Genomic DNA, 16887 nt, shown 5'->3' with positions numbered 1-16887 from the left:
GATCACAGACATTACCATTTGGAATTGACGCGTGATCTTGTTATAATAGTGATGCAGCCAGTTATCCGACTTCCTTTTCATCCAAGGGGACGTTACGGATTCGACAGGGACGGATCGAGCTTGAGTTGCGAGCCGAGAGGCGATCTCGTAAAAACGCACCTAAATATAACTGGCAAATCTAACCAGAACTTAGCACTAGCTGCCTAATTAGCGCAGCGAGCTCTTGCCCGCATCGCCTATGTGCCGGTTAAGAGCCCATAACGAAGTAGGCTACGCTTGCGCTCCCGTCTGAGGGCGCAGGAAGAGACTCTTCAGACTAGCTCTCCGAGGGCCTGCCCGCAGGCACGAAGATGAGCGAAACTAAATATGCAGGGCTACGCTCGTAGACGCTGAAGCAATCGACGTTTCTGGACGTGGGTTCGACTCCCACCGTCTCCACCATACATATGATGGTGGTTTTTTTGTTTTTTGGGGAGTTTTGATGTTTGTGCAAGAGCCTTTGAAAGGCTTAATGAACATGTATGATACTGCGGAATATGTCGGGTCATCGGTCCTCATATCATGAGAAAAACGTTTTTACTGGAACTATAAAAGCTTTATTGAAATAATCAAAAAAGCCCTCTTTCAAGGGGGCTTAGGTTTATAAATTCCAACTTTTTAATTGTTATTCATCACTATCCATTTCCCATATTTTCTGACCGTCTGCTAAATATACTGCACTTGGTGGATCATCGTAAAGGGAAATTTCAACTAAGGAGCTTTCTCCTTGTCTCAACCAATCATATACACTGCCTTCGTTGTTAGTAGGGTGAGATATAATGTTATTCACTCTAAAGGCAACTGCATAATACTCTGTGTAATTGATATCGTCATCCTCTAATCCATTATCCGTTTCATAAAGTGTGTCTGGATTACCGATAATCTTTAATCCATTTTTCCATTCTAATCGCAGTTCTCTACCACCATATTCATCTAGTGTTTTTATTAAAGAGTTATATTCCATGAGTATCAATCCTTTTCTTATGGTTCTAACGGTTTTGCAGGAACTATGTGAGCACCGTCTTTTGAATAATGTATTGTTCCTCTGGTAGTTTCAATATATTTACCAGTTTTCATGTCATATGCTTTACCTATTTTTTGGCCGAAGTCAACAACTTCCCTTCCGTTCCTTGGGAATTCTCCCGTGCCAGCATATTTATCAAGCAACTCTTGTGCTTTTTTATTATCCCCATAGAAGATGCTCTTGGTTCTGCCATTGGCAACTTCTTGTTTGTAGTTTGGTGTTCCTGGAATATGTTTTTCTTGAGCTCCTGGTTTTACTTTTGCAGGGAAACCATTTACTTCACGGTACGGACCTTTTGGTACGGATTGTTTGCCGTAGGAAGGAGTTTTATCTACCTTCGCAACTTTCTTTCCAGCTTCTTCACCTTTAAATAACTTGAAGCCGCGCTTTCCGTACTTAAATGCCTTTCCAAAAGGAGTGACATTCAATGCGTCCATCAAACGGTCACCACTACCTTTAACGATTTCACCTGTCGCAAGGTCGTATCCAAACACTGCTCTTACTCCATCATACACACCTGTAAATTCCAAAGCGGTCTCTAAATATTTTTCCCATTCGCTTTTTTCAACATGATCAGGAAGGGTGTATGCAGGTTCTATCTTAACGATTGTATCACCATCTATGTATGCCCGGTAAAGCGTATCGTTAAATACTCTATACTCTTTTTTAAGTTCATTCAATTCCTCTTGAGTGTACTCTTTCTTGGAAACCTTTTGTGTCGCCAATTTTTTTAATCGATCTGGATCGGCAAGAGTGTTAATTTCGGCATCTTCTTTGTCTCCGACTTTTTTCAGCATGGCACCCATCGCTGTTTCTTGATTTCCACTCAAGGTATCCATCTCATCCGGCTTTAAAATCGCGCCTTTTTGATAACCGGTAATCTCGATTTTTGGGCCGGTATACATCTTTTCGAGCCGCGCCATGTATTTCTGCATCGTCTCAAGGTCATTTTCAGCGGTTTTAAGAGCGTTTGTCTGTTCGCGGTCAAACGCGTGCAGCTTTTCAAGAGTCGTGCTGATTTCCTTTAACGCTTTCTGATTCTGTTCATGAAAACCGCTGTCATTCAAATCCGGTAAGTCGACGATATGGCTAACTTTTGCGATTGTGGCGTTGGCCTTAGAAACCAAATGTTTTGTTGTACGATCGGCCGCATTTAAGCCATTCTCCAGCTCGTGTTCGAGAAAGGACTGTGAAATAAATCCGTTATGGTTGGGTTCCAGGGAATTCAGCGCGCTTTTCATTTTCTTCAGCGCGGAACTGTATTCCTCTATGAAAGTATCATAGAACTGTAGAAAAGGGGTGTGACATTCCTCGTAAAAGGCGCGGATCGCGTCGCCGCCTTTTCCTTTTAAAGCATCATCAAGTGATGTGATGCCGTCAACGGCTTTTTTGACTTTCGCGAATTCGTCTGATTGGTGTTTTAATTGTTCCAGCGTTTGATCTATTGCATGGTGCAACGCCTGAACATCCAGAGTCTTCATGGCATTCTCCTTTAATCCATTTTGTTACAACCCCTGCTCACTTTTACGAAATGAAAATGGATATACAAAAAAGAGAAATCCATCTTCTTAAGATTGCAATTTCAATTTTTTGGCCTGCCCATATGTAGTCACAAGCTCTCTGAAAGAATGAAGTTCATTTTCAAATGTGAAAAAGCGTTTCGGTATCAAAATCATCTGGCTGCTTGACGTTTTCATGAGAATGAGGCGTTTATATTCTGTTACTGCTGTCACTTCATACCATTGAAACAACGTATCGAAATTCTTAAATTGAATCTGAATTCCTTGTGGATTGATAGTGTAAGTTCTTTTACGTTTTAGCCGTTCATTTTTCCGATAGACAATTTGCATCCGGATATAAAAAAAACCAATTAAAAGTGAGGTTAATATGATTGAAAGTACAATCATGAGAAGTCCATTCAACAACAATTCGAGTGTTTCACTATAATAAACGGTAATCGGCATCTTCCCATCGACGGAAAACACCCAGACCAACAATAGAAAAATAAGAATAAAATAAAGGAATGCGTATTTTTTAAGCCAATAAAAAAAGAAGGATCTCATATCCTGTAATGTATATTCTCCCTCAAGAAAGACACTGTGTTGGATCGTAAGTTTACTGCACCTCAAACCTGTTTTCCTTTAATTTTAGCATAAAGTTTCATTTATTCGCAGAAATTGGCTTTTCTTTGGAATCGGTATAGCAGAGGCACCGTGTAATCGACTTAGGGATCGCTAAAAAAGGATCAGAGGGTATTATGTCGAACTTTGATTGTATATACATTCGAAGGAGCTGACCAAAAGGAGGTCTACCATGCTCATCATTGAATCGCTAATAGGATACGTTTGTTTCTTTACTGTTAATGCCATTTATGATACATACATCAAAAAAGCCAAGACTCCGTTTGGACACTTGGCTTTGATTTCGCTTGTTCAGACTGCGATTGCTTTAAGTCTTTTCTTTATTTTCTCCTGATTATAAGAGGTTGCCGCTTTCCTCAGCGGCACTCAGCTTTTCGATCATTCCTCCGGATTCAGCTCGCTTGTCAAGTCGCCGCCCGTTCCTTAAAAAATCCAAAACATGATGATTTATAATATCTCCGCTTTTCCGTCTTCGGGGAAGCTGTAATGCTCCGCTGATTCAACTTAAACTCTTTTTCTTTCCGCGATTAAGAATCACCTCTAGGTAACGTACGGATGTCTATAAAACAACCCTATTTTCTTTTAGAAAAATGAAATTAGTTCATAAGAATCAATTTTAGATTATGAAAAAGAAATGATAAAAGACACTTAATACGCTTGAAAAATTATGGTAAGTTTTTGAAGGTGCTAAATGTAAAAGTTTGTATGATCAACGCTTATGCAAAACGGTTATTAAATATGAACTACAGGAGGGGATGCGGAGAAAGAAGAGCAAAGCGCCGGCAGATAAATCACCGGTCAGGTTATTGCGGTTGGCCAAGATTCTGAACGCGTTCTTCCGGAAGAGGGCTAGGCTCGGCTTCGCGAAGGAATAGAGCTATGAAAGAAGCTGCTTCAAGATTAGAAATCGCCCCAAAGCCGGATCGCACTTTCCAAAGAAAGGGGCTTCTGCCGAAAAAATCGGCAACTCGCCTGATATAGATAAAAGGAGGATGTTGGTCATGAAAATGAAGTGCGGTGCATGTTTATTGGTTCTTGTGCTATTCATGAGCTGTATACCTGGGAAATCTGTACTTGCTGCCAGCACAACCATTGCAAAACATGTAGGGAATTCAAACCCGCTTATAGACCATCATTTAGGAGCGGATCCCTTTGCGCTGACCTATAACGGAAGAGTCTACATCTATATGTCCAGTGACGATTATGAATATAACAGCAACGGAACGATTAAGGATAATTCATTTGCCAATTTGAACAAAGTGTTCGTCATCTCTTCAGCGGATATGGTGAACTGGACAGATCACGGAGCCATTCCGGTGGCAGGTGCCAACGGGGCTAATGGCGGCCGGGGGATTGCGAAATGGGCAGGCGCGTCCTGGGCCCCGTCAGTCGCAGTTAAAAAGATAAATGGTAAGGATAAATTCTTCCTTTACTTTGCAAACGGCGGCGGAGGTATCGGGGTCCTCACCGCAGACAGCCCGACCGGGCCGTGGACAGATCCGATTGGAAAAGCGTTGGTTACAACAAGTACACCGGGAATGTCCGGCGTTGTTTGGCTATTTGATCCGGCAGTGTTCGTAGATGACGATGGCACCGGTTATCTGTATGCCGGTGGAGGCATCCCCGGCGGTTCAAATCCAACGCAGGAGCAATGGGCAAATCCTAAAACAGCACGAGTCATAAAATTGGGGAACGATATGACCAGCGTTGTTGGAAGCGCGTCTGTGATTGATGCGCCTTTCATGTTTGAAGACTCGGGAATTCATAAACATAACGGAAAATATTACTATTCCTATTGCATCAATTTCAGCGGTGTGCACCCGGCCAATATACCGCCGGGTGAAATCGGCTACATGACCAGCTCAAGTCCCATGGGGCCCTTTACGTATAGAGGGCATTTCCTGAAAAATCCGGGTGCATTCTTCGGGGCTGGCGGAAACAACCATCATGCTGTTTTCAATTTTAAAAACGAGTGGTATGTGGTGTACCATGCTCAAACTGTCAGTTTCGCTTTGTTCGGAGCCGGCAAAGGATATCGTTCTCCCCATATCAATAAGCTGGTCCATCTTGCAAACGGGTCCATTCAAGAGGTGGCGGCAAATTACAGGGGAGTGTCTCAGCTTGCCAATTTGAATCCGTATAACCGGGTAGAAGCTGAAACGTTTGCCTGGAATGGACGCATTTTGACGGAGAAATCCTCAGTACCCGGCGGACCGGAAAATAATCAAAACGTAACAAGCATTCATAACGGAGACTGGATTGCTGTAGGAAATGCTGACTTCGGCACGCGCGGAGCGAGGACATTTAAAGCCAATGTCGCTTCTACTGCAGGCGGTAAAATTGAAGTCCGTCTCGACAGTGTAACAGGTAAGCTTGTGGGAACTCTGAATATACCTTCAACAGGCGGAGCGCAGACTTGGAGAGAGATAGAAACCACTGTGAGCGGCGCAACCGGTGTTCACAACGTCTATTTTGTATTTACCGGAAACAGTTCAGGCAACTTGTTTAATTTTGATTACTGGCAGTTTACACAAAATGAGCACCGGTAACAGCAAAAGGTGGTCTCAGAAGGGTTTTCATATACCACTACCACAACAATGAGAGGATGAAAGCATGTGAAAAAAATAATTTGTGTATTGTTGGCATATGTAACGATGCTGTCGCTCATGTTAACCGGGCCTGCCGCTTCTGAAGTTTCAGCAGCCAGTGACGCAACAGTTCGTCTATCTGCAGAAAAACAAGTGATTCGCGGTTTTGGAGGGATGAATCATCCGGCTTGGATTGGGGATCTTACAGCAGCTCAAAGAGAAACCGCTTTTGGCAATGGACAGAATCAGTTAGGCTTTTCAATCTTAAGAATTCATGTAGATGAAAATAGAAACAATTGGTACAGAGAAGTGGAGACGGCAAAGAGTGCAATCAAACATGGAGCAATCGTTTTTGCTTCTCCCTGGAATCCGCCAAGCGATATGGTTGAGACTTTCAATCGGAATGGTGACACATCAGCTAAACGGCTGAGATACGATAAGTACGCCGCATACGCGCAGCATCTTAACGACTTTGTTACCTTCATGAAAAATAATGGCGTGAATCTGTATGCGATTTCCGTCCAAAACGAGCCTGATTACGCACACGACTGGACGTGGTGGACACCGCAAGAAATACTTCGCTTTATGAAAGAGAATGCCGGCTCGATTAATGCCCGTGTCATCGCGCCTGAGTCGTTTCAATACTTAAAAAATATATCGGATCCGATTTTGAATGATCCAAAGGCGCTTGCCAATATGGATATTCTTGGCGCTCATCTTTATGGTACACAGCTTAACAATTTCGCTTATCCACTGTTCAAACAAAAAGGAGCAGGAAAAGATCTTTGGATGACGGAAGTATATTATCCGAACAGTGACAATAATTCTGCGGACCGCTGGCCTGAGGCATTGGATGTTTCGCACCATATTCACAATTCGATGGTAGAGGGAGATTTTCAGGCTTATGTATGGTGGTACATCCGCAGATCATACGGTCCTATGAAAGAAGACGGTACGATCAGCAAGCGCGGTTACAATATGGCTCATTTCTCGAAGTTTGTCCGTCCCGGTTATGTCAGGGTTGATGCGACAAAGAGCCCCGCTTCAAACGTTTACGTATCTGCCTATAAAGGTGACAACAAAGTCGTTATAGTCGCCATTAATAAAAACAACTCAGGGGTTAACCAAAACTTCGTTCTGCAGAATGGATCTGTTTCTCAAGTATCCAGATGGATCACGAGCAGCAGCAGCAACCTTCAACCGGGAACGAATCTCAATGTAACAGACAATCATTTTTGGGCACATCTTCCGGCTCAGAGTGTGACAACATTTGTCGCTAACCTCCGCTAATATTAACGACGCCGCGCATGAAGCGGAGTTACAAGCCGCACAGTTCCGATATGCCGAGCTTAGCGGCTATTTAGTGAAAAGGCATACGAAAAATATTTAGTTCTCTCAATCCAGGGTGTATCTGTTAATGAGACAAAGAGGGTGCCGCCGCCGGCACCCTTTCTGTCGTTTTCGGTTTATTCCTTCGGAAACTTTACCTCCGGATATGACGGATTCGGCTTGCTGATCAAACCGCCGCCGGTTTCTTTTAGATGCTTGTTGAAAAAATCCAAAACGTACCGGTTCACGATATCCGCGCTTCGTTCGCCGTCGATGTCGCCCGTCATGCCGAGCTGCTTCAAAAGTTTTGAATAAAGCTGCAAGTCGGTGAAGTTGTAATGCTCCGTTCCTTCAATATACACCATTGACGCTTGATCAATGATTTTGTATTCCTTTTTTCGTTCCTCAATCATCTTGTTGAATTCTTCTTTCGTTAAACCCGAATTTTTGATTTCTTCATCAGAAATTTTTCCGCTGAGCGCCTTGTCTTTAATGTTCATAAAGCTGCTCGATTCCATGAATAGAAACGGCTTTGCAATCGCCTGCTTGCCGTTGACATTATACAGTGAACCGTCCATATTGATTCCGGCTTTAATTTTGGGATTTGAATATGCGGCGTTAAACGCCGTGGCGCCGCCGAATGAGTGACCCATCATCCCGATGTTGTCCATATCGAGTTTTCCCTCAAAGGCATCGCGATTCAGCTGATCCAACTGGTTGATGACAAAGTCGGCGTCCTGCGTCCAAATGTTCCCGAGCTTGCTGCTGTTTTCGGAAACGCCGTTCATATATGGCTCGGTTGTTAAGCTTGTCACCCGTCCGTCTGGAAAAGCCGTTGCCATCGTGCTGAAAGTATGATCGATTGCCACTGCGACAAATCCATGGCTTGCCAGATGCTCGGCTTGGGAAGCGTGCAGCAGCCGGCTTGTTCCGAAGCCGTGGCTGATTACGACGACTGGATATCGGGCTTCAGCTGATGAAATCGCGGCATTTTCGTATGAGTTTGTTTTGATGTAGCGCCAATAGTCCAAAGCAAACGCGGGAAGGCCGAATCCATCTGCGAACTTCTCGATATATTCGTGAAATGTGCTTGCGTCTTCGGGAAAGAGAGGTGCCCGTTTCTGTCCATGCAAACCTTGGGCGGGGTACCATACTTGGACCATCAGTTCTCTTTTATCGTGCGGATTTTTTGTCAGCGTTTCTTCTCTGTCGCGGTCGGTCAAATGAAACGTCTTCGTCCCGACCGAATAAACGCCGTCAGGCTTAGGCAAATCGAAAACGGGCAGGTATACGGACAGGAAGACGGAGACCGCCAGCATGGCGAATGTTAGAACATACAAGCCATATTTCAGCGGCTTCCACATCTTGATTTGAAGCCTTTTTCCGAAGATCGCGATAAAGGCGAGGGCGGCGGAGATCAAATAGATCAAAACCATTTGCCATCTGTATCCCTCAAAAAAAAGCTGTCCCGCCAACACGCCAATACTCGTAAATCCGGCTGCCGACGCAAGCTTTCTCGGCATTTTTTGCTGAAACAGCATGACAAAAGATAGAATCGTTAATAATATTTCGAAAATTCTCATGTTTTTCTCCCTTATGTAAGAGGTTGGTGGTCTTATACATAACGAATGTGTGGTTTGATTGGTTGCAAAAATATTCCTTGTGCTGCATTAAAAAAACCGCCGGGTTGCCCGGCGGTTGCAGCTTATGATATTGTGGGTCGCTATCAGCTAGTTTTCCTTTATCTGTTTCATGTAAGCGACAATTCTGTCTCTCTCTGTTTCCTCCAATGTGTAAATCTGCGGAGGAAGAGGCACATCAAACCCGGCGTGAGAGTGAAAAAAGTCAAAGAGCAGCGTCCCGGCAGGCTGTTGTTGCTGATCGGAGATGACAGCCCAAAACACCCGTGAGCGGCAGTCGTCAGCTCCCCATTTTTCCATGGACTGTCTAAAGTTTAAGCCTTTTCCGATGAAAAAACCGCCTTTTCCCGCATCTTGAATCGTTGTAAAGCCGGACTGTTCGAGACTTTCAAATACAGGAGGCAGCAGGTGGTCCAAGTAGACCCCGTAAGTCGCGTCTTCCAATTCGGGAAACACCTTTAAAAGCGCTTCGCGATGATCGTCAAGCGTTTGTTTCCAATTGGCGGCGACATAGCTTTGCACCTGTTCGCCGATTTCTTTGATCGACATGTCGGGTCTGAAACGTACCTTATACAAGAACGAAAACCTCCTTTTGATTACTTGAAATCCATTATATAACATTCTCCTGGATTGAACAGTGGATTCTCAATATAAGAGCGAACCGGACCTCTGCCGCGGATAAAGGATTTTATCAATGGTAAAAAACGAAACGGCAATCATGATTTCCGCCGAAGACGTCAGCAGAACGTCGTCCAGCAATTCGTCCGCTGTAAAAATCGCGGCCCATAAACATCCGATCGTGATGATTTCGGCGGCAAAAAACGTGATCCGCCGATTGATGCCCAGCAGCTTCATACTGTGGATGAGCAGCTTTTCAGCCGGTTCCAGGACAAAAGTCAGTGCGGTATAACAAAGCGTAAACAAAAGCAGGGACCCGACTGTTTGGTAAAATGCGCCCGGCAGATGAAACAGGATCGAAATGCCGAGAAAGTGAGCGAAAAAAACGAACATAACCGATAAGCAGCAAATAACGAAATGTTTCATAATACAACTCCTTTTAAATATGTACACAGCAGCCAAAGGCCTGCAGGATATGTCTCCTGCAAGCCTAGCTGGTTATTTCTTATCAAATTTCACGACCGGATGCTTTTCTTTAGAGAGCATGTTTGTAAACTCGCTGCCGACGTCAAGGTGCTGGCGGACAAGCTCTTCCGGAACGAGCGCAAGCCATTGGTTTAACGAAACGTCAGCATAGTGGTCGTCTTTGAAGATTTCGAGGAAGCGAAGCGGTTCGTCTCCTGTATTTTGGACGTAGTGTCCCATTGCGAACGGCACATAGCCGACATCTCCGGCCTGGTAGTTAAATGTTCTGGCATGCCCGTCGGACGCGAAAACGGTCATTTTCGCTTGTCCGGAAATGTAATACTGCCATTCGTCTGTATTCGGATGCCAGTGCAGCTCCCGGATGCCTCCAGGTTCGACTTCCACCAGCGCAGAGGCGATCGTTTTCGACGCTTTGAAATTCGTGGAATCAGCAATCCATACTTTGCCGCCGCTAGATACAATCGGTTCCTGTTCAAGCAATTTGTAGCTGAAAGATTGAGGAACCGTTCCGTTCGGGCTTTCGACTTTGTCTTTCTCAAGACATCCAGGGATCGCTTCTTGGAATATATACTTTTCTTGATCTGGAAGAGATGCGACGACGTCTTTTGAAATGCCGAAGTTTGCGGCAATCACCTCATCAGGCGTATGGGCCAGCCAATCCGTCACCTGGAAGGTGCTGTTTTCAGAGAAAGAGCCGTCATCGAAGACAAGCAGGAATTCGCAGCCGTCTTCAAGCGCTTGGATTGAATGCGGCAGACCTGACGGGAAGTACCAGAGATCTCCTTCTTTCACATCTTCAATAAAGTTTCTGCCGTCTTGGTCAACAGACGTAATCCGTGCTTTTCCGTACAGCATATACGCCCATTCTGCTTCCTTATGCCAGTGAAGTTCCCTGATGGCTCCAGGTTTCAGCCTCATGTTGACAGAGGCAAGCTTGTCTGAAATCGGCAGCTCGCGAACCGTGACTTCCCGTGCATATCCGCCTTTTTCGAGACGGTTATGGACATCGGAAAATGAAAATTTCATGTTTGGCACCGTTCCGTGGTCGGTTTCCGGCGGCGCGAGCATGTCTGGATTTTGGCGGTCGCGCTCAACGTTGTGCAGAATTTTCGTTTCCGCTCCTTTTTCTCCTCTGATCGGCTGTGGAACTGGTTTGTTTTTTTCCATGTGATATCCCCTCTTTCTCAAAATGTAAAGGAGAGCTGAAAGGCCTTTCGTTTTCCCCTTCTGTCATGTTAAGTGAAAAAAGTGAGGCCGATGTCAATCATCGGTGTCACTTTTTTCTTTGATCAATTCGATCAGTTCATCGATTTTCTTTTCAAAACGCGTGAGCAGGTAAATTGCCAATACAGCCGGAAAGCCGACATTGCCGATTTGTTTCGCTGCTTCCTCAATGAATGCACTGTCCATTCTTACCACCTCCTATGTTAAGAAGTGAAGAAAGTTTGAAAAATGTAAGCAAAGAACTATTTTCTCTGAATGGGAACTTATGTTTGCATGTTAATAGAAGAGATGAGTTTACTTTTTTTTCATTTCTTTCATCTAAATAAATAGGAGGCGGTTTTTATGATAGATCAAACGTTACTGCGTGCGAAAATCAAGGAAATCACAGGGCATCCGCTTGTGAAGCATTTTTTGAGCAACCCCCGGTATGAGCGGCTTTTCAACCACGTTTTGGAACATCCGGATTCTGAAGAGGCAGAGTGTCTCGATCGCGAATTTAAGCGGTTTTACAAAAACATCCGCATGATCAAATACATCAACTCGATGATCCGGATTTTCTCCGTCGACTTTGATAAAAGAGCCCGGAAAAATCGAGAGCGTTTTCCATTGATGATCGACGACAGTCCGACTTTGCCCGAGCCGCCCCGAGGGGACCTGTTAGACGATGTCTTGGAACAGGAAGAGGATTTAAGTGAACATCTGCAAGACCCGATGCTTTATGAAGCGTTTTTGCAATTGACGGACAAGCAGAAAAAAGTGCTTGCGCAAATTTACATTCACGGGGTATCCATGCAGGAAATGGCTGACTCTTTGGGAGAATCAAGGCAAAATATTTCAAGAATTCATAAAAGGGCACTCGAAAAGATAAGAGAACTGCTGAATTCTAAAGCAGAGGGGAATGATAACAGTGAGTCTGCACGACGAAAAAGAGATTGAGAAATTGCTGGAAAATTTCACGCCGATGATCAAAAGCAAATTAAACAACACATCCTATCAAGAGAGGGAGGATCTTGAACAGGAGTTGAAGATGAAAATTTGCGAAAAAGCGGAGATGCTTTTATGTCAAGAAGTACCTGGATTTTGGGAGTTTATAACAGAATTGCTGAAAGTCCTTTAACCTGAGCTGTTTTGCTTGCGTAAAGCCGCCGGAAGTGTTAAAATTTCTAACATTTGATTAATGGAATGTTCAAGCTGCTTCATTGAAATCATGGTGATGATTTGTTTTAATATGAATGAAGCTTTGGGAATGTAAATGGATTTATATTCCATTTCCATCTTGTAAAAACACGCATCAGATAGGTGGTAAGATATCATGAAAAATCAATACCGAGTATTGTTGTATTATAAATATGTTCATATCGAAGACCCCGAGCAATTTGCCGAAGATCACCTCAAGCTCTGCAAAGATTTGGGCCTGAAAGGGCGCATCCTTGTGGCGGGTGAAGGAATCAACGGAACCGTGTCAGGAACCGTAGAGCAGACAGACCGCTATATGAGTGAAATGAAAAATGATCCCCGCTTTGAAGATATGGTGTTTAAAATCGATGAATCAGAAGGGCACGCTTTCAAAAAAATGCATGTCCGCCATCGCGATGAGCTGGTGACGCTCCGCCTGGAAGATGATATCGATCCGAATGAATTAACGGGAAAATACCTTGAGCCAAAAGAATTTTATGAGGCGATGCAGCGGGAAGATACGATTGTCGTCGACGCACGGAACGACTATGAGTACGATTTGGGACATTTCCGCGGCGCGGTCAGACCGGACATTAAAGCGTTCCGCGAATTGCCTGAATGGATCCGCGATAACAAAGAAAAGCTCGAAGGCAAGAAAATATTGACTTACTGCACGGGCGGTATCCGCTGTGAAAAATTTTCGGGATGGCTGAAAAAAGAAGGGTTTGAAGACGTGTCCCAGCTTCACGGCGGGATTGTGACGTACGGAAAAGACCCTGAAGTTCAAGGTGATCTGTGGGACGGGCAGTGCTATGTTTTCGATGAAAGAATCAGCGTTCCGGTCAACCAGAAAGAACACGTCATCGTCGGCAAGGATTATTTCACCGGCGAGCCTTGCGAGCGCTATGTCAACTGCGCCAACCCTGAATGCAACAAGCAGATCATCTGCTCTGAAGAAAATGAGCACCGCTATTTGCGGGGCTGCACGCACGAGTGCCGGGTTCATCCGCGCAACCTGTATGTCAAAGAGCACGGTCTTTCAGAAGAAGAGGTGCAAGAGAGACTCGAAAAGCTGAAAGAAGAGGGGCATGCAGCGCAGTCATAAAAGTTGCAAACAAGAATATCATTTAAAAAATCGAAGATGCCGCGAGCATCTTCGAAGTGGCATTGCTCCTGCAAGGGAGTCGGCTTTGGTTTTGAATCCTGGAACGCCTTGATCTGAAAAATCGGGGCGTTCCTATTTTTTATTCGTGAAATGAAAGCAGAGTGAAAATATCGCAACGATCAGGATACCGAACGAAAGCATCAATTGAAGTGCACTTTCTACTGCCATGCCTTTCCCTCCCTTCACCTGACGCTTTTGCTCCTGCCGCTAGTAAAAAAACGCAAAGCCGGCAATCAATAGTAATATTGCTCCGCTGATCAGCGTGCCAAACTGCCCGACAGTAAAATGGCCAAAGCGAATATGAGCCAGTTTGGAACCGCAGGCGGCACCTGCCCACACCGTCAGAAAACTTCCGGCGGCTGCCAAAATCGAAATCAGAAGCGGCGAATAGCCGAAGAGGCCAGCCCCGACTCCATTTGTAAGGGCATTTGCTGACAGTGCGATTCCGAGAAGGATCGATTCGAAAAAGCCAACGGTCTGTAGAGGCGAGCCAGTGCTTCCGTTTTCTTTCAAAGGGGAAGGCTTACGACGCGGAACGGCCAAAAGCATGATTCGCAGACCGATAACGGCCAGTAAAACAGAACCTGCCAGAACGGGGAGAATCCCGGGTAAAACCGTTGATATCCAAAGTCCGAAGTGGATGCCGCACACGCTAAAGAGAAAACATATAAGTGAAATGACAATATTAGAAAAAAGGCTGATGCGAATTTGCCGAATCCCGTATGATAAACCGACCCCCAAATTGTCAACGCTTGATGAAACGGTTAAGCCTGCAATGATGATCCATGATGTCATGATGAGCAGCTCCTTTTTCCAGTAAGTTTGCTCTTACAGTATGTATCGTTGAGAAAAATGTGCCAGTACCATGAAAAAGCTCAACAAAAAATCAAATTTCTCAACATATTCACATATCATGAGTTAAGAACCGTTGTGGAAAGGGGAGGGGAGATGGGACAGCCGAAAGAAAGTCATATCGGACATCTGATTAAAGAGCTGCTAAAAAAGCGATCGCTTTCAATGCGACAGCTCAGCAGCCTCTCCGGAATGGACGCCGCGACAATCTCGCGGATCGCTAACGGCAAGCAGCAACCTAAGCTTGTTCATCTAAAAGCTTTTTCCGAACATCTCGATATTTCACTTGATAAATTGATTGAAGCCTCGGGTTTTCAAGTTCATGGCAAAAAAGAACAAAACGGTACCGAGGTCCTTGGCTCTCTTGACGCCATGCTGGAAATGTTAGGGGCCTCCAAGCTGTACGATCCCCAAGAGACGAGACAGCGTATTGAACAGGAATTGAACAAATATGAGCAATATGCGCTGACAGAGGAAGGACACAGCATCATTTGTGAGGAATTCGACAACAAAGTAAGCCAGGTAAATGGAGCCGGACCGTTCATCAATCATTTGAAAAAAATGCATCACCGCTATTGTGACAATGCTACTTCTGAAAAAGACCGATCCGTTTTGGGGAGTGCGCTCCTGTATTTTATCCTGTCTGCGGACATTATTCCCGACTATACGTTTCCGATCGGCTACCTGGACGACGCCATCGCTGTTCACCTTGTATTGGACCGGCTGAACCATCGGGACGACACAGTATAATCCGATTTCCCCTGAATATTTGCCCGGCAACGTTCCATACTAACCAATATCAAAATAAAAAGGCAGGTAGCAAAAGAGATGACAAAAACCCTTTACATTACCGCTCACCCGCATGACGAAAGGGCATCATACAGCATGGCGGCGGGGAAAGCATTTATCGAATCTTACAAAGAAGCTCATCCGGATGATGAAGTCATACATCTTGATCTTTACAAGGAAAACATTCCGCAAATTGACGCGGACGTCTTCAGCGGCTGGGGAAAATTGCAGTCGGGATCGGGTTTTGAACAGCTTTCTGAACACGAAAAGGCAAAAGTCGGCCGTTTGAATGAGCTGAGCGAGCAATTTATCACGGGAGACAAATACGTGTTTGTCACGCCGCTTTGGAATTTCTCTTTTCCGCCGGTGATGAAAGCGTACTTTGATGCGGTCGCTGTAGCGGGAAAGACGTTTAAATATACCGAGCAAGGACCGATCGGTCTGTTAACCGATAAAAAAGCCCTGCACATCCAGGCGAGAGGCGGCTACTATTCGGAAGGGCCGGCTGCGGAACTTGAGATGGGGCACCGCTATATCAGCATCATGATGCAGTTTTTCGGAGTGCCGGAATTTGAAGGTTTATTTATAGAAGGGCATAATGCTGAGCCGGATAAAGCCGAGGAAATTAAACGAAATGCGATTGCCCGAGCCGAAGAATTGGGCCGGAACTTTTGAAAAAACCGCGGACGTGATCCGCGGTTTTGTTTTATTTGTTTAAGAACACCGTTTGATTCGTTTCGCTGCTTTTTTGCGCGGCTTCGATGATGCGGATGACGTCGCGTCCTTCTTCAGCCGTGACAGGCAGGCTGCCGCCTTCAAGAATACTTGAAGCAAGCTGCTTGTAATAGGTTAAGTATGAACCCGGGATGCTTTCAACTGTTTCCTTAATGACCTCGTCGCCTTCAACTGTGGCCAGTTCCCCGTAATATTCGGGTTGATCGGCTCCCCACTCATCGCCTGCAGGTTTTTGACCCGCTCTGAGTGCATCCTCCTGGCCGTCGATACCGTATTTAATAAAGCTTCCTTTTGAGCCGTGGATTTGGTAGCGGGGACCGTTGGCCGGAACAATCGAACCTGAGTGGAGAATCACTTGGCGCTGATCATAGTGAAGGACGACATGGAAATAATCGTCTGTTTCCGCATTGGCTCTTTGAGCGGTCACTTGAGCGGTGACGCTATTCGGCATGCCGAATAGATGAAGCGCCTGATCGATCAAGTGTGAACCCAAATCGTACAGTGCGCCTGAGCCCGGCCCTTTCTGCTCTCTCCAGCGCTGTCTGACATTCGGCCGGAACCGGTCGTAGGAGGCGTGGTATGTGTTGACCTCACCGAGGCGCCCTTCTTTGATGAGCTGTTTGATCGTCAAAAAGTCGTTATCCCATCTTCGGTTGTGGTAGACGCTGAGAAGCACGCCTTTTTCTTTCGCGGCATTGATGAGCTTTTCCGCTTCTTCCGCCGTTGCCGTCATCGGTTTTTCTAGGACGACATGCTTTCCGGCGCGGATGCACTCTTTCGCCATTTCGTAATGAAGGCCGCTCGGCGTGGTGACGATGACGAGATTAATGTCCGGGTCATTTGTGATGTCTTCGATCGAGCTGACGGCTTCCGCTTCGGGGAGGTCCTGTTTGACTTGTTCTTTCCTCGAAGTCATCACCTTCCGAATCTCATAATCTTCTAACACCGATAATAAAGGCGCATGAAACACCGATCCTGACAAACCGTATCCTAATATCCCTGTGTGAACCTTATTCACCATTCATTCTCCTCTCCCATGTTCGTTTTTAATATGTAATCAACACACCTTTATTTTACCCTG

19 protein-coding genes and 1 other RNA gene are annotated in these 16887 nt (G+C 45.2%); 9 read left to right on the top strand and 11 right to left on the bottom strand.

Annotated features, from left to right (window positions below; translation table 11 throughout):
* Positions 1-85 precede the first annotated feature (85 nt).
* Positions 86-441: a transfer-messenger RNA gene (gene ssrA, locus QMZ64_RS14270) on the top strand.
* Between the two features lie 223 nt (positions 442-664).
* Here ssrA and QMZ64_RS14265 read toward each other — a convergent pair.
* From QMZ64_RS14265 to QMZ64_RS14255, 3 genes are all read right to left on the bottom strand, one after another.
* Positions 665-1003 carry a hypothetical protein gene (locus QMZ64_RS14265; RefSeq protein ID WP_165428097.1) on the bottom strand — a complete coding sequence of 113 codons (339 nt, stop codon included), beginning with the start codon at positions 1001-1003 and terminating at the stop codon, positions 665-667.
* A 17-nt stretch (positions 1004-1020) separates the two neighbouring features.
* Entirely contained in the window at positions 1021-2544 is a 1524-nt protein-coding gene (locus tag QMZ64_RS14260; RefSeq protein WP_265625641.1) for a T7SS effector LXG polymorphic toxin, read from the bottom strand.
* 87 nt (positions 2545-2631) lie between these two features.
* A complete protein-coding gene (locus QMZ64_RS14255) occupies positions 2632-3027 on the bottom strand; it encodes a YcxB family protein (RefSeq protein ID WP_301441391.1) in 396 nt (131 codons plus the stop codon).
* Positions 3028-3376: 349 nt separating this feature from the next.
* Here QMZ64_RS14255 and QMZ64_RS14250 point away from each other — a divergent pair, with 349 nt between their 5' ends.
* The 3 genes from QMZ64_RS14250 (at position 3377) to xynC (ending at position 7082) form a co-directional block, all read left to right on the top strand.
* Complete coding sequence (locus QMZ64_RS14250; RefSeq protein ID WP_153247050.1) at positions 3377-3538, top strand: hypothetical protein; 162 nt, start codon at positions 3377-3379, stop codon at positions 3536-3538.
* Positions 3539-4205: 667 nt separating this feature from the next.
* The gene (locus tag QMZ64_RS14245; RefSeq protein WP_301441390.1) at positions 4206-5753 is read left to right on the top strand and encodes a glycoside hydrolase family 43 protein; all 1548 of its coding nucleotides are present in this window, start codon (positions 4206-4208) and stop codon (positions 5751-5753) included.
* 105 nt (positions 5754-5858) lie between these two features.
* Positions 5859-7082: a glucuronoarabinoxylan endo-1,4-beta-xylanase XynC gene (gene xynC, locus QMZ64_RS14240; protein WP_265627899.1), complete on the top strand. Its 1224-nt coding sequence runs from the start codon at positions 5859-5861 to the stop codon at positions 7080-7082.
* A gap of 176 nt (positions 7083-7258) precedes the next feature.
* On the opposite strand, the gene QMZ64_RS14235 is transcribed toward xynC, so the two are convergent.
* The 5 genes from QMZ64_RS14235 to QMZ64_RS14215 form a co-directional block, all read right to left on the bottom strand.
* Positions 7259-8704, bottom strand: coding sequence for an alpha/beta hydrolase family protein (locus tag QMZ64_RS14235; protein ID WP_265625643.1), 1446 nt, complete (start codon positions 8702-8704; stop codon positions 7259-7261).
* 147 nt (positions 8705-8851) lie between these two features.
* Positions 8852-9337 (bottom strand): DUF6022 family protein, encoded by a 486-nt coding sequence (locus tag QMZ64_RS14230; RefSeq protein WP_265625644.1) that lies wholly within the window; start codon positions 9335-9337, stop codon positions 8852-8854.
* Positions 9338-9406: 69 nt separating this feature from the next.
* On the bottom strand, positions 9407-9805 hold the full coding sequence (locus QMZ64_RS14225; RefSeq protein WP_165428091.1) for a YrvL family regulatory protein: 399 nt from the start codon (positions 9803-9805) through the stop codon (positions 9407-9409).
* Between the two features lie 72 nt (positions 9806-9877).
* Positions 9878-11032 (bottom strand): oxalate decarboxylase family bicupin, encoded by a 1155-nt coding sequence (locus tag QMZ64_RS14220; protein WP_265625645.1) that lies wholly within the window; start codon positions 11030-11032, stop codon positions 9878-9880.
* Positions 11033-11125: 93 nt separating this feature from the next.
* Positions 11126-11275: a YvrJ family protein gene (locus QMZ64_RS14215; protein WP_020452973.1), complete on the bottom strand. Its 150-nt coding sequence runs from the start codon at positions 11273-11275 to the stop codon at positions 11126-11128.
* A gap of 156 nt (positions 11276-11431) precedes the next feature.
* On the opposite strand from QMZ64_RS14215, the gene QMZ64_RS14210 reads away from it, so the two are divergent.
* From QMZ64_RS14210 to trhO, 3 genes are all read left to right on the top strand, one after another.
* Positions 11432-12025 (top strand): sigma-70 family RNA polymerase sigma factor, encoded by a 594-nt coding sequence (locus QMZ64_RS14210; protein WP_265625646.1) that lies wholly within the window; start codon positions 11432-11434, stop codon positions 12023-12025.
* Between the two features lie 25 nt (positions 12026-12050).
* Positions 12051-12206 (top strand): hypothetical protein, encoded by a 156-nt coding sequence (locus QMZ64_RS14205; protein ID WP_228767692.1) that lies wholly within the window; start codon positions 12051-12053, stop codon positions 12204-12206.
* A gap of 195 nt (positions 12207-12401) precedes the next feature.
* Positions 12402-13370, top strand: coding sequence for an oxygen-dependent tRNA uridine(34) hydroxylase TrhO (gene trhO, locus QMZ64_RS14200; RefSeq protein WP_265625647.1), 969 nt, complete (start codon positions 12402-12404; stop codon positions 13368-13370).
* Between the two features lie 132 nt (positions 13371-13502).
* On the opposite strand, the gene QMZ64_RS14195 is transcribed toward trhO, so the two are convergent.
* Positions 13503-13598 carry a putative holin-like toxin gene (locus QMZ64_RS14195; RefSeq protein WP_222426460.1) on the bottom strand — a complete coding sequence of 32 codons (96 nt, stop codon included), beginning with the start codon at positions 13596-13598 and terminating at the stop codon, positions 13503-13505.
* Positions 13599-13637: 39 nt separating this feature from the next.
* Positions 13638-14225, bottom strand: coding sequence for a manganese efflux pump (locus tag QMZ64_RS14190; protein WP_265625648.1), 588 nt, complete (start codon positions 14223-14225; stop codon positions 13638-13640).
* A 153-nt stretch (positions 14226-14378) separates the two neighbouring features.
* Between QMZ64_RS14190 and QMZ64_RS14185 the strand changes: the two genes are divergently transcribed.
* Positions 14379-15032, top strand: coding sequence for a helix-turn-helix domain-containing protein (locus QMZ64_RS14185; protein WP_265625649.1), 654 nt, complete (start codon positions 14379-14381; stop codon positions 15030-15032).
* Positions 15033-15110: 78 nt separating this feature from the next.
* Positions 15111-15746 carry an FMN-dependent NADH-azoreductase gene (locus QMZ64_RS14180; RefSeq protein WP_265625650.1) on the top strand — a complete coding sequence of 212 codons (636 nt, stop codon included), beginning with the start codon at positions 15111-15113 and terminating at the stop codon, positions 15744-15746.
* 31 nt (positions 15747-15777) lie between these two features.
* On the opposite strand, the gene QMZ64_RS14175 is transcribed toward QMZ64_RS14180, so the two are convergent.
* Positions 15778-16827, bottom strand: a complete 1050-nt coding sequence (locus QMZ64_RS14175; RefSeq protein WP_301441389.1) for an oxidoreductase — start codon at positions 16825-16827, stop codon at positions 15778-15780.
* Positions 16828-16887 lie beyond the last annotated feature (60 nt).

It is taken from the genome of Bacillus sp. LB7 (assembly GCF_030449715.1).
GTDB classification, from domain to species: domain Bacteria; phylum Bacillota; class Bacilli; order Bacillales; family Bacillaceae; genus Bacillus; species Bacillus paralicheniformis.
This window is presented reverse-complemented; position numbering and strand designations above follow the sequence as displayed.